Here is a 13752-nt window from a genome sequence, read left to right as displayed (position 1 = left end):
GAGCCGAGGCCCCCTCGCCGACAAATCTCGCCGAGGGGGCTAAAGGTTTGGGCCGGGTGACCCGTAGTCCCCTGCACGGGGGGACGGGGGCGAGACGAGAAGAGGCGAGGTAGCGAGGCGCGAAAGCGTCGACGCGCCAGCACAGAGGGACGTCGCTCGACGCGCTGGAGAGGTGTGTCGCCGTCCATCCCTGTGTCCGCGGACGATGAGGGTGCGTTATTCTGGCGCGTGATTCCCGCCCGTTGCTGACGGTCGGGCCGCTCCCGTTCCCCTTCCTCCAAGGAGCTCTCTGGCATGGCACGCTCGAAGACGTGGACTTTGCTTCTCGGCACGTCGATCTCCGCAGCAGCGCTCGCGGCTGCATGCGGTAGCAGCGGCAACGGCAGCTCGGGGGACACCTCGTCCAGCGGTGACGCGGGTGGTCCGTCGGGCAACGGTGGCGCGGGCGGCGAGCTGCTGGACACCACCGGACCCGGGGCGCCGTCGTCGCTCACCATCAGCCCGCAGAACGCGGTGCTCGACGTCGACGGGACGCCGAGGAGCCTGCAGTTCACGGCGGCGCTCGCGGATGGGTCGGCGCCGGGGAGCGTGACCTGGGAGGTCAGCGACATCGTCGTCGGGACGATCGACACGCAAGGAGAGCTGACCTCCAAGGGTCTGGTCGCCGGGGTGGCGACGGTGACGGCGCGGAGCGGGGCGCTCACGGCGTCGACGACGGTCACGGTGCGGGTGCAGATCGTGGACAACCCGGGGAACGTGTCTCCGGAGGATCAGGTGGATCTGCAGAACGGGGGCAGCGCGGATCCGAACCTGCGCTTCCTCTACCCGTACGACAAGACGGTGTTCCCGCGCGGGCTGCGGGCGCCGGATCTGCAGCTCGCGGGGTGGTCCGCGGACGCGACGTACGTACGCCTCACGGTGCCAGGGTTCACGTACGAGGGGTTCTTCGGGGCGTCGAATCCGACGCAGGTGGTGCTGCCGCAGGACGTCTGGCGCGCGCTGACGCTGAGCGCGTCGGGGACCGACGACGTGCGGGTGGAGGTGACCACGCTCGCCGGCGGCCAGGTGACCGGGCCGGTGAGCGAGACGTGGCGGATCGCGCCCGGCGATTTCAAGGGGTCGATCTACTACAACACCTACCGCTCGGCGCAGACGAACGGGGCGGCGATCCTGCGGGTGCGGCCGAACGTGGATGCGCAGATCTTCATCTCGGGCTGCACGGTGTGCCACTCGGTCAGCGCGAACGGCAATGTGCTGGTGTCGGGGGTGGACTGGACGATCAACAACCCGCTCGACAGCGCGAGCTTCGAGATCGGCACCGACGGCAGCGTGACGCAGCGGCATCTCGCCGACGACGGGCGCAAGATGTCGTTCGGGGGGCTGACGCCGAACGGGGAGTGGATGGTGAGCAACGGCGTCCCGCAGGGCTCGCCGGTGCGCGGGCTGGAGGGGCCGGCGCCCTCGCGGCTGTACGATACGTCGACGGGGGAAGAGGTGCTGGCGCCGAGCCTCACGGGCGCGGTGACCTACGCGCTGACGCCCGCGTTCTCGCCGGACGGGCGCCTCCTGTCGTTCGCGCAGTACGACGGCGGCGCGAACGGGAAGACGATCGCGGTGATGGATTTCGACGGTTCGGCGTCGCCGCCGGCGTTCTCCAACCTGCAGACGGTGGCGACGGCGACGCGGGCGATCGCGGGGTGGCCGAGCTTCCTGCCCGACGCGACGGCGCTCGTGTACCACGATGGCGACGCCTTCGACACGGCGACGCACGGCGGGGGGCCGCGCTACGCGGAGCTGCGGCTGGTCGATGTGGCGACGCGGACGGTGGCAACGCTGAACCAGCTCAACGGGCGTGACGCAGGCGGCAGCTCGACCCTGCCCTACGGGGAGCAGGAGGAAGGGAACCTGAGCTACGAGCCCACGGTGCTGCCAGTCGCGGTCGGAGGGTACTACTGGGTGGTGTTCACCAGCCGCCGCGCGTACGGGCACACGCTCGCGCCAGGCGGTACGGTGGCGGGCAGCGGCAACAAGTGGGGCGGGATCGTGAACGGCAACGAGGAGCCGAGCCTCCGGAAGAAGCTGTGGATCGCCGCGATCGACATCAACCACCAGGGCCAGGCGGATGCGAGCCACCCAGCGTTCTATCTGGGAGAGCAGGAGCTTCTGGCAGGCAACATGCGCGGGTTCATGGCACTCGATCCTTGCAAGCCGCAAGGCGACCTCTGCGAGTCGGGCGCGGACTGCTGCAACGGGCTGTTCTGCCGGCAGACCGGCGAAGTGAACATCGACGGCGAGCCGATCACGGCGTGCGTCCCGCCGCAGTCCGGGGAGTGCGCGCGCATCGAGGAGACGTGCGAGACGGCGGCCGACTGCTGCGACGCCGGAGCGCTCTGCATCAACAACCACTGCGCGGTCCCGCCGCCCCAGTAGGCTCCTGTCGCGCGCCTCGGCCCTGAGGCCCGACGCTTCTTCGCGTCACGCAGCTCACGCCCACCTCACACCTGTCCCCAAACCAGGCACAATTCAGCCTGCGACGCGACGCGCCATGCGGGCAGCACCGAGGAAGGTGCAGCACACCCGAGACAGCGATCGCGGGTCTGTTAGGGTGCGCCGTCATGGACGACGATTTCCGGAAAGCAGCGCTGGAGTATCACCGCTCGCCCAGGCCGGGGAAGCTCCAGGTCGAGCCCACCAAGCGCATGGCGACGCAGCGCGATCTCGCGCTCGCGTACTCGCCCGGGGTGGCCGCGGCGTGCGAGGCGATCAAGGAAGACCCGAAGCTTGCGCGGGATTACACGGCGCGCGGCAACCTGGTGGCGGTCATCTCCAACGGGACGGCGGTGCTGGGGCTCGGCAACATCGGGGCACTGGCGGGCAAGCCGGTGATGGAGGGCAAGGCGGTCCTCTTCAAGAAGTTCGCGGGCATCGATGTGTTCGACATCGAGGTGGATGCGCAGGATCCGGATCGGTTCTGCGAGGTGGTGGCGGCGCTGGAGCCGACCTTCGGGGCGATCAACCTGGAGGACGTGAAGGCGCCCGACTGCTTCTACGTGGAGAAGAAGCTGCGGGAGCGGATGCGCATCCCGGTGTTCCACGACGATCAACACGGGACGGCGATCATCGTCGCGGCCGCGGTGCGCAACGGGCTGACGCTCCAGGGGAAGGAGCTGAAGGACGTGAAGCTCGTGACGTCGGGTGCGGGAGCCGCGGCGCTCGCGTGCGTGGATCTGCTGGTGGCGCTAGGGCTCGATCCGAAGAACGTGACGCTGACCGACATCAAGGGGGTGGTGTACGCGGGGCGGGACGCGGACATGCTGCCGAACATGGCAGCGTACGCGCGCGAGACGGAGGCGCGGACGCTGGCGGAGGTGCTCGCAGGGGCCGACGTGTTCCTCGGGCTGTCGGCGCCGCGGGTGCTGAAGCCGGAGTGGCTCGCGCAGCTCGCAGAGAAGCCGCTGGTGCTGGCGCTGGCGAATCCGGAGCCGGAGATCCTGCCTGCGCTGGTCACCGCGGCGCGGCCGGACGCGATCGTGGCCACGGGGCGCAGCGATTTCCCGAACCAGGTGAACAACGTGCTGTGCTTCCCGTTCATCTTCCGCGGGGCGCTGGACGTGGGGGCGACGACGATCAACCAGGCGATGGAGCTCGCCGCCGTGGAGGCGATCGCGGACCTGGCGCGGGCCGAGGCGAGCGAGGTGGTGGCGGCGGCGTACGGTGGTGCGGCGCCGGTGTTCGGGCCGGACTACATCATCCCGAAGCCGTTCGATCCGCGGCTGATCCTGCAGATCGCGCCCGCGGTGGCGCGCGCGGCCATGGATAGCGGCGTGGCCGAGCGGCCGATCGAAGACTTCGTCGCTTACCGGCGGGAGCTGGAGCGGTTCGTGTTCCGCTCGGGTCAGCTCATGCGTCCGGTGTTCGAGGCGGCTCGGAAGTCGGCGCCGAAGAAGCTGGTCTACGCCGAGGGCGAGGACGAGCGGGTGCTGCGCGCGGTGAGCATCGTGCTCGACGATCACATCGCGGAGCCCCTGCTCATCGGGCGGCGCGAGGTGATCGAGGAGCGGTCGCGCGCGCTCGGGCTGCGGCGGGATCTCCTTCAGCGGGTGCAGATCCTCGATCCGTTCAAGGACCGGGAGGCGTTCAAGCCGCTGGTGGGGGCGTACCAGCTCCTCGTGGGGCGGCGGGGCGCGCCTCCCGATCTGGCGGAGCGGCGCATCTACCTGCGGCCGAACGTGGCTGCAGCGATGATGCTGCACGAGGGGTTGGTGGACGCGGCGATCTGCGGGGGTAGCGGCGAGTGGAGCAAGCACATGTCCTACGTGCTGCCCATCATCCGGCTGCGCCCGGGCGTGGAGCGCATCTACGCGCTGTCGGCGCTGATCACCCAGGCGGGGACGCTGTTCTTCTGCGACACGCACGTGAACATCGACCCCACCGCCGAGCAAATCGCCGAGATGACGCTGCTCGCGGCGGAAGCCGTACGCGAGTTCGGCATCCCCCCCAAGGCGGCACTGCTGTCCCACTCGTCGTTCGGCGCGAGCAGCGCGCCGCAGCCGCGCAAGATGCGGCAGGCGCTCTCGCTGGTGCGCGAGCGCGCGCCCGAGCTGGAGGTCGACGGCGAGATGCACGCCGACGCGGCCCTGTCGGAGATGATCCGCAAGCGCGCCGTGCCCGACAGCCGGATCTCGGGGACCGCGAACCTGCTGGTGATGCCCACGCTCGACGCCGCGAACATCGCGTTCAACCTGCTCAAGGTCGCCGCCGATGGGTTGCCGGTGGGGCCGCTCTTGCTGGGTACGGCGCGGCCGCTCCACGTGCTCGTCCCCAGCGTGAGCACGCGCGGCATCGTGAACGTGAGCGCGCTGGCGGCCCAGGAGGCGCATCAGGGAGAGCGCCGCGCGGCGGGTGGTGGCCGGGAGGCTGGTGGTCAGCCGATGGAGAGCGTGGTAAGAGGGGTTCGTTAGGGAGTAGTCAACCAGCCTCTGCTGGTCGCGGCGTCGACATGCTGGAACCACCGTTCCCGGCGCCGCGGCAAGGTCAACGAGGCCCTCTCAGGGCGTCGCGACCGTGTCGACGAGACTATCACCGCGCACTCGTTGCGCCGTGGGGTCTCGTCTCTCCCGTCCGATCCCCCGCTGCGCGACATCTCGAGGGATCGTCATGGAAGCACTTCTTCAATCGTTCGCGCTCGTCGCTGTCTCCGAGATGGGGGACAAGACCCAGCTCCTCGCGCTGGTGCTGGCGCTCCGGTACAAGCGGCCCTGGACGATCATGGCGGGGATCCTCGTCGCCACGATCCTGAACCACGGGCTGGCGTCGTGGGTCGGCGGGGCGGTGTCGGCGCGGGTGCCCGCCGATGTGCTGCGCTACGCGCTCGCTGCGATCTTCGGGGCATTCGCGATCTGGATCCTGATCCCGGACAAGGACGAGGACGGTCCGCAGAACGATCGGTTCGGCCCGTTCCTGACGACGCTCGTCGCGTTCTTCCTCGCCGAGATGGGTGACAAGACGCAGCTTGCGACGGTGGCGCTCGGTGCGCGCTTCCAGGCGCCGGTGCTGGTGACGATCGGGACGACGCTCGGCATGCTGTTCGCCGACGGGCTCGCGGTCGTCTTCGGAGAGCGCCTGACGCAGCGCATTCCGATGAAGTGGGTGCGCATCTTCGCCGCATGCCTCTTCGCCCTGTTCGGGATCGGGGTGCTGCTGGGGTTCTGATGCCGGCCGGGTTGTCCGGCCGGGGACCGCCAACGTAGGCTGCGGGCCGTGGATCCGACGGCGGAGAAGCTCCAGACGTTCCTCGCGGCCTTCTCCGCCCGGACCGACGTGCGTGTCGTCGTGTCGGAGCTGCGGCCTCCGGCTCCCGAGGATGCGCTGCGCGCCGCGCAGGGGCAGATCCCGAGCGAGCTGCTCTCGTTCTATGCCTCCATGAACGGGGCTCACATCGCCTGGCGCTTCATCGAGCCGCCTGGCGAGGGGTGCCTCCAGATCCCGCCGCTCGGTGCCGCCACGCGCTTCGCCGACGACGAGGCCGGAGGGACCGCCTTCGGTGCTGGCATGCGCGCGCTGCTGCTCGACGCGCCCGTGCCCGAGTGCGCAACCTGGTACGTCGTGCCGGAGGGCGCCGCTGCCGATGCGGCCGTGCTCTGGTTCTCGACGACGGCCGCGCTCGATGACGGGCGCCAGGTGGCTCGCTCCCTCGCGGACTACGTAACGCAAGCGATCGAACACGCGCTCGTTCTCTGGTGGCAAGCCCCGAGCGGAGAGGTGCCGGTCTGGATCGCGCGAGCGCTCGCGGAGCCCGTCGCTCCCGTGGCAATCGTGTCCGGAGGGCGGGTCGAGACGCAGTACCACGCGGAGGGAGCGCGTGGGGTGGTGCGAGAGATCCGGCAGGTGCCGCTCCCCGAGGACTCGTTCCTCTCCTGCCTCGGGGATCGGTACGCTCGCGTCGATCTCGATGAGGGCACCACGCTGTGGCTTCCGCTCCAGGATCTGAAGGGCGTTCGTACGCGGGACGTGTACGAGGAGGCGGTGGCGCGCGGTCGTGCGTTCTGGGACGAGCTGCGCACGGCACCCATGCTCGACCGGATCCGCGCCGTCGCGCGCGCGATCGGGCCCATCGCAAGTACCTCCCCGACCACGAGCGGGCCGAGCAACGCCCGGCGGGCGGCGGGGATGCTCTCGTCGCTTTCGCTGGGCGAGGCCGTCGAGACGATCGCGGCGCTCTTCGGCGACGCGTCGCGAGCGGTGCCGAAACTCCGGGAGTCTCATCCGATCGAGGTCGAGGAGACGGCATTCGGGGCGAGCGCCTGGCGTACGTTCGGCCACCCGTTCGTGCCACGGGACGCGCTCGAAGGGCTGATGGCGGGCCTCGCCCTGCGGATCGCGCGGGCGAGTGCCGCCAGAGGGGTCGCTCCTCGCGACCTCGTCCCCGAGCGCGCTGCGGACCTGCTGCGCTGGGTCCCTGGTCGCGCTTCCGTCCTCGACCTGCTCGCCATGGAGACGCCTGCAGATGCGCCCGAGGGCCCCCCTCCGAACGAGAAGGCGCGCGCGCAGCTCGGGTTGCCTGGGCCTCACGGCGTCGGTCTGGGCACCGGGTTCTGAGCAGATCACTTCGGTCGAACAGCTCCCTTCGACGGAGCAGCTCTTCCCTTCAGTTCAGTAGCTCGCCACCGCGGCCCACCCGCTCGACCTCCCTGCTGCCGTCCAGTGTGGCTCCCGCTTCTGCAGCGAGCGTCGCTTCGAGGCGCCCGAGCTTGTCGGGGTTGCGCAGCATCCAGATCAGCGAGGCCCCCGCCGGAGAGACCTCGATGCCGAGGACCGCGACCAGGCGGCCGTGTTCGCGCAGGAGCAATGCCGGGCCACCGTTGACCGAGCAGAACTCGAAGAGCATGCCGGCCTGCGCCCCCAGTCGGCCGAGGCCGATGAGGAGACGGCTCACGCGATCCGGACCGATGACGTCACGCCGCGCGGCCTTCACCTTGCCTCCGCCATCGGAGGAAGCCACCACGTCGTCCGCGAAGAGCGAGGCGAGCTTCGACGCGTCGCCTTCCGAGAGCGCCTGCACGAAGGCACCGAGCAGCCGCTGACGCTCGGCCTCCGTGGCGCGGAAGCGTGGTTGTCCGCTGGCGATGTGCTGCCGCGCGCGGTGGACGAGCTGCCGGCAGGTGGAGGGCGTACGCTCCAGTGCCGCCGCGATCGCATCGAACTCCCAGTCGAACACGTCCCGGAGGACGAACGCCGCGCGCTCCAGCGGAGACAGTGTCTCGAGCAGCACCAGCAAGGCCATGGAGACGGACTCGGCGGCGTCGAGGCGGGCACCGGGTTCCAGGGCGTCCACGTCCGCGCCTCCGAGGAGAGGTGAGACGCGGGCGCCGAGATCGACGACCTCCCCGGTGAGCACGGGCTCGGGCAGCCATGTCCCGACGTAGGTCTCCCGCCGGGCGCGCGCGGACTTGAGGACGTCGAGACAGAGGCGGGTGACGATGGTCGCGAGCCACGGGCCGGGCGCAGCCGGAATCTCGTGCGCCGATCGGGCACGAAGGTAAGCCTCCTGCACGATGTCGTCGGCCTCGGTGGCGCTGCCGAGCATGCGGTACGCGATGCCGAAGAGGGTGCGCCGGTGCTCGGTGAAGCGTTCGACCTCCATGCCCATCGCGCCCATCATCGCACGGCGACCGCGTCGAGCCCGCCGACACCGCGCTTGCCTCGCCCTACGGAGGGCGCGGACGCGCTCGACGCGCGCTGCTGGCCTGGCCAGCGGTAGACGCCGCTCAAGGCCCGCTCGGCGCGCAGGGAAAGGAGGGTGTAGGCGCAGACCTGCTCCTTGATCCACGCCGCGAAACCTCCCGTGAAGACGCGATCCTGCGGGCGGTCGTGTCGGTCGACGACCTGGATGAGCCCGCGCCGACGCCCCAGGCTCATGCACCGGACGACGTACGAGAATCCGAACTGCGGCGCAGGCTCCCCGGCGAGCGTGGCGATCATCGCGTCGGCGGCGTGGACGCCTTGCGGCATGGCCGTCGCGCAGCTCATGCGGAGGAAGGAGCCGTCCTCCCCGACCACCGCCACGGCATCGCCAGCGCCCCAGATCGCGGGATGCGCCGGAGACCGCAGCGTGTCGTCCACCACGAGACGCCCGTCCGGGCAGATCTCCAGACCGGAGATCTCCGCCAGCGCCGAAGGACGGAAGCCGGTGGCGAGGATGACGATGTCGGCAGGAAGCGAGGTGAGCGGAGCGCTCGACGCTTCGGGGGCGAGCACGAGCCGATCCGCCAGCACCTCGCGCGCGCTGACCCTGGCGTGCACGTCGATGCGAAGCTCCTCGAAGGTCTTCTGGAGGTAGGCGCGACCCCGCGGCGACAGGTCACCTCCGAACTCGCCGCGCGTGGCGAGCGAGACGGAGAGCTCCGGGCGCGCCTCGGCGATCTCGGTGGCGATCTCCAGCGCGGTGAGCCCACCACCCACCACCACCACCCGCTCCCCGGAGCGCGCCGCTGAAAGCCGCTGCCGCAGCCGCTCTGCGCCCTCGGCGTTGGCGGGATTGAAGGCATGCTCGTCACTCCCGGCCACACGGCTCGGCGCGGCGACGCTCCCCGGCGCGAACAGCAAGGCGTCGTAGGAGAGCTGGCTCTGCTCGCCGCCTGCGTGAGCGATCTCCAGGCGCTTCGCCGCCGCATCGACGTGGCGAACCCAGCCCACGCGCAGCGCGACGCCCGTACCCTCCAGCGACTTCGCGATCGAGAGCGGCGCATGCTGCCGACCTGCCGCGACCTCGTGGAGGCGGACTCGCTCGACGAAGTGAGGGGAGGCGTTGACGAGCGTCACCTTGATCGGAAGCCGCCGTCGCCTGGCCTTGCCCGCGAGCCGGATGGCAGCCAGTACGCCCGCGTACCCCCCTCCGAGCACCACGCAGTGGCTGACGTGCTGTGCTTGCGCCCGATTTCCTTCATGCGTCCTTGCAGCCATGGCGAATCTCCTCCGGCCCCCGCGGGGCTCTCCGGCCCCAGGGGGGCTTCATGAAGGAGACGAGGCAGCAGGCGCGGTTGTGACATGCGACAGACGATGAATGCGTCGAGGAGGAATTCTCGGCCCTCATTCACACGGCAGGGGCACGCGCCCCCGCCGCCTCGACCCCGGCGACCGTCGGGTCACCAGCGTCGGATGTCGGCGCGGCCCCCCTCGCCCGAGCTACCGGCTCGACGACATCAGCCGGAAGCCAGCCATGCCGATCGCCACCACGATCATCAGGGCGGCGACCCAGAGCAGCTTCACCGGTCCGAGACCGATGCGCTCGCCGCCGAGCAGCAGGCTGGACACGGCGATGTCGATGATGCTGAGCGCGATCCCGGCACCGGCGATGCGCAGCGGCAACGCGAACATCTCCTTGAGATCTTCGTTCGTGCTCGCGCGGTTCAGCGGCGCCATCGTCGTGGTGCTGAGGTGCGGGCGCGCGCGAGGGCGACCTGCATCCCCGCTGATGTCGAGCGACATCGGCACCGGGATGGCCGGCGCAGGGAGCGGCCGGTCCGGCATCGATCCGATCGGCCGGCGAAGCTGCGGTCCCGACGGCGCCGGACGCTCCGGCGCGGGTGGGGTCCTCGGCGAGGGCGGCCCCCGTCGCTCCGGTGGCCGTGACGGCGCCCCGGAGGCGAGCGTGTCACCGATGGAGGTCGGCAGATCGAGCTCCATCGGATCGGCCTCTTCCCGCGAGAGAGAGGCCGAATAGGAGCGCGAGCCCGGCGGGGTGGCCGCTGATGCCATCGACGCCGGGCCCCCCGAGCGCGGACCCCGCCCGGAGGGGACCGGGCCCCCTGGACCGGACGCGCGCACCGTCGGGTAACGGCCCGTGCCCTTGCCGATGGGCGACTGGCTCGGCGGCAACCCAAGCGCACGCTCCACGTCGTCCCAGAACGCGCCGGCGTCTTTCTGACGGTCGCGCGGATCCAGGGCCAGCGCCCGCTGGAAGGCGAACTCCAGCGCGTCGGGCACGTCGATGCCCTCGTTGCGCGGCGTGGGGCGACGGCGCTCGTCGAGTGCGGTGCCCATGATCGCCATGGGATCGCCCTCGAGGATCGGCCGGCCTGCCAGCATCTCCACGTACGTCAGCGCCAGACCCCAGACGTCGGTCCAGGGACCGGTGGCGCCGAACCGCTTCGGCGCCCACTGCTCTGGCGAGCCGTAGCGCGGAGAAAATGCCATCGAGGCCCCCCCCGTGGTCGTCGCTCCCGCGATCACCGACGCGACGTCGCGCGCGCGAGCGATGCCGAAGTCGAGGATCTTGACGACCTGGGTGCCGTGCACGTCGGCGAGAAAGATGTTCGCCGGCTTCAGATCACGGTGCGTCACGCAGATGGGCCCCGCAGGCCCAGGGAACGAGTGCGCCGCTTCCAGCGCACGCGCCACCGGCGTCAGCAACGTCGCGGCCTCCACGGGACCGAGCGGCCGCTCCTTGTGACGAGCGCGCCGCGCGATGAACATGTCCAGCGTCTCCCCGTCCAGCCACTCCAGCGCGATGAAGGGGATGAACACACCCGGGGAAGTGGCGATCACATCCTGGTGCAACGGCCGAACCACCGCCGGGATGGCAGCAGACAGCCGGAAGAGCATTTCGCCTTCTTCGCGGAACTGTTCGAGAAAACGCTCGCGCAGATCGCCAGGAATTTCTCCCGGGATCTTCAAGCACTTGAGCGCCACGGGGGCACGGAAAGCGCCGTGGTAGGCCCGGTAAACAACCCCGAAACCGCCCTCGGCGACTACCTGTTCCACCGAAAAGGGCCCTTGCGTGGTGCCCACGATGCCGAAGATGTCACCCATCTCCAGCTTCCCAGGCTAGCCCAGCCCGCGTGCTTCGAGAAGGGATCGTCCTCATTGATCTTCTTCACCCTTCGAAAACGCACCGAGATGCCTCGAAGACGCACCGAGATGCCCCGCAGTGCGCCCCGGGCAGCGAAGCGCTACCGTCTCCTCCATGGCTTTTCCCCGCACGCTCTGGCTTCTCTCCGGCGTCTTCGGGCTCTCGACGGCGCTCGGCTGTGGTGGCGCGCCTTCATCGGGACCTGTGAATGCGGAGGTAGGGCAGGGACCCACGAACACTCCCGACGAAGCCACCGTCCCAGCGATCGAGGTGGCCGGACCGGAGGGCCCCTCCTCTCCCGATCGATCCGTCAGCGCGCCGCAGCGCGACGGCGCGGCGGGCAAAGAAGCAGCCGCACGCCCCAAGGGGCTCCTCGGGCGTGCCGATGCGGAGCAGTACGTGCTGAAGATCGTCAACCGCGATCGCGCAGCGCAGGGCTTGCCGCCGGTGCGCTGGGATCCGACCGCCGCCAAGGCCGGCCAGCGTCACGCGAACGACATGGCGAAGCTCGGCTTCACGGGGCACACCGGCTCCGACGCCTCGGTCCCCGAGACCCGCTACACCGACGCGGGCGGCCAGGGGCTCGTCATGGAGAACGCCGGCTGCTTCGGCGACGCCACGGCGCGCGAGCTGGATCCGGATCCGCGCTTCACGCCCGAGAGCCTGGAGCGCGTGCAGAAGCAGTTCATGGACGAAGTCCCGCCCGCGGACGGCCACCGACGCAACATCCTCATGCCCCGGCACACCGCGTTCGGCGTCGGGCTCGCCAAGGTGAAGGGCATCGACGAGGTTGCGTGCATGGCGCAGGAGTTCGTCGACGACTACGGCCGGTACGATCCCCTCCCCGCCCGCGCCAAGATCGGCGACACGATCCGCATCGCGGGCGAGGTCCGCGCCCCCGCGACGTTCGCTGGCGTCGGGCTGTCGCGCGTCGACCCCGGCAAACCCCGCACCCCCAAGGAGCTGCTCGCGATGGGCGGCTACCCCATCCCCGCCCCTTACGCGACGTATTTTCCTCGCGGCTTCAAGACCCCGAAGCCCGTCGAGGTCACGGGCAACCGCTTCGAGATCCAGCTCCCGCTGGACGACAAGGGCCGCGCAGGGCGATATGGAGTGAGCGTCTGGGCCACGTTCCCGGGCTCGAAGGAGCTGGTCATGATCTCCCTCCGCACGATCACCGTGGAGAAGAAGTGATGTCGATGGGGTCCGCCGCGCCCGAGGACTACGATGCGGTCGCCGTCCTGGATCACCTCGTGCGCCGGGCCGTCTCGATCGGCGCCAGCGACATCCACCTCGAACCCAAGCGCGAAGGCGTGCGGGTGCGCTACCGCATCGACGGTGTGATGACGGCGCAGGGCTCGCTCCCCATCGAGCTGGCCCCCGCGCTGGTGAGCCGCGCCAAGGTGCTCGCCCGCATGGACATGACCGAGCGGAGACTCCCCCAGGACGGGCAATTCTCCCTCGATCTCGCCGGGCACCCGCCCATCCACCTGCGCGCTTCCACGTTTCCGAGCGTCCACGGCGAGAAGCTCGTGCTGCGCGTGCTGCTCAGCCAGAAGCTCATCACCCTGGAGAAGCTGGGCCTCGGCGACGGTGACTTCGAGCGCCTCCAGCGGCTGGCGGACCGGCCCTCGGGCTTGATCCTCGTCTGCGGACCGACCGGCTCCGGAAAGACGTCGACGCTCTACGCGATGCTCAAGGTCATGAACACCACCGAGCTCAGCGTGGTCACGCTCGAAGATCCCATCGAGGTGGAGATGCCCGAGATCACGCAAGGGCAGGCCAACCCGCGCCAGGGCTTCACCTTCGCTGCGGGCCTCCGCGCCATCCTCCGACAAGACCCGGACGTCATCCTGGTGGGCGAGATGCGCGACCCGGAGACGGCGCAGATCGCCCTCCAGGCGAGCTTGACTGGTCACCTCGTGCTCTCGACCCTGCACACCTCCGACGCCGTGGAGACCGTGGCGCGCCTCATCGATCTCGGCGCGGAGTCGTGGATCGTCGCCAACGCGCTCCTCGCGGTGGTCGCGCAGCGCCTGGTGCGCGTGCTCTGCAACGAGTGCGCAGAGGAGTACCCGCTGGAGGAGGATCTCATCGACGAGGACGGCCTGGTGCTGATCGAGGAAGGCACGAGGCTGCGCCGCGCCAAGGGATGCCCGGCCTGCCACAGCACCGGCTACCGGGGACGCATCGGCATCTTCGAGGTGCTGGAGGCCAACGACGATCTGCGCGAGCTGGTGAAGGCCCGCGCCGGCAAGCGCGAGCTGCGGGAGGTGGTGAACCGCATGGGGCTCTCCCCGCTGCGTGACGCTGGCATCGCAAAGGTGAAGGCGGGCAGCACGTCGCTCGAAGAGGTGATGCGCGTGACGTGATCGCCCTCGACGCAGTCCGAGTCGACCTCG

8 protein-coding genes and 1 pseudogene are annotated in these 13752 nt (G+C 70.1%); 6 read left to right on the top strand and 3 right to left on the bottom strand.

The genetic code is table 11. The features are described from left to right. Positions 1–294 precede the first annotated feature (294 nt). The 4 genes from CMC5_RS22095 (at position 295) to CMC5_RS22080 (ending at position 7098) form a co-directional block, all read left to right on the top strand. Positions 295–2430, top strand: a complete 2136-nt coding sequence (locus CMC5_RS22095) for a hypothetical protein (protein WP_050432274.1) — start codon at positions 295–297, stop codon at positions 2428–2430. A gap of 185 nt (positions 2431–2615) precedes the next feature. Further along, complete coding sequence (locus tag CMC5_RS22090; RefSeq protein ID WP_050432273.1) at positions 2616–4961, top strand: NADP-dependent malic enzyme; 2346 nt, start codon at positions 2616–2618, stop codon at positions 4959–4961. Positions 4962–5157: 196 nt separating this feature from the next. After that, a complete protein-coding gene (locus tag CMC5_RS22085; RefSeq protein WP_050432272.1) occupies positions 5158–5712 on the top strand; it encodes a TMEM165/GDT1 family protein in 555 nt (184 codons plus the stop codon). A 48-nt stretch (positions 5713–5760) separates the two neighbouring features. Next, on the top strand, positions 5761–7098 hold the full coding sequence (locus tag CMC5_RS22080; protein WP_050432271.1) for a hypothetical protein: 1338 nt from the start codon (positions 5761–5763) through the stop codon (positions 7096–7098). A gap of 49 nt (positions 7099–7147) precedes the next feature. On the opposite strand, the gene sigJ is transcribed toward CMC5_RS22080, so the two are convergent. The 3 genes and pseudogenes from sigJ to CMC5_RS49210 all read right to left on the bottom strand — a co-directional run. Continuing rightward, the gene (gene sigJ / locus CMC5_RS22075) at positions 7148–8149 is read right to left on the bottom strand and encodes an RNA polymerase sigma factor SigJ (RefSeq protein ID WP_063796620.1); all 1002 of its coding nucleotides are present in this window, start codon (positions 8147–8149) and stop codon (positions 7148–7150) included. 8 nt (positions 8150–8157) lie between these two features. Then, a complete protein-coding gene (locus tag CMC5_RS22070) occupies positions 8158–9462 on the bottom strand; it encodes an NAD(P)/FAD-dependent oxidoreductase (protein ID WP_082362693.1) in 1305 nt (434 codons plus the stop codon). A gap of 981 nt (positions 9463–10443) precedes the next feature. After that, positions 10444–11310, bottom strand: a pseudogene (locus CMC5_RS49210) (serine/threonine-protein kinase); the annotation flags it as partial. Between the two features lie 154 nt (positions 11311–11464). On the opposite strand from CMC5_RS49210, the gene CMC5_RS22060 reads away from it, so the two are divergent. After that, positions 11465–12544 (top strand): CAP domain-containing protein, encoded by a 1080-nt coding sequence (locus tag CMC5_RS22060; RefSeq protein WP_082362692.1) that lies wholly within the window; start codon positions 11465–11467, stop codon positions 12542–12544. Then, positions 12544–13722, top strand: a complete 1179-nt coding sequence (locus tag CMC5_RS22055; protein ID WP_050432267.1) for a GspE/PulE family protein — start codon at positions 12544–12546, stop codon at positions 13720–13722. Before CMC5_RS22060 ends, CMC5_RS22055 begins: the two co-directional genes overlap by 1 nt. Positions 13723–13752: the final 30 nt, after the last annotated feature.

It is taken from the genome of Chondromyces crocatus, from assembly GCF_001189295.1.
Taxonomy (GTDB): Bacteria; Myxococcota_A; Polyangia; order Polyangiales; family Polyangiaceae; genus Chondromyces; species Chondromyces crocatus.
Note: the sequence above shows the minus strand (reverse complement) of the source record. Positions and strands in the feature narration are given on the sequence as shown.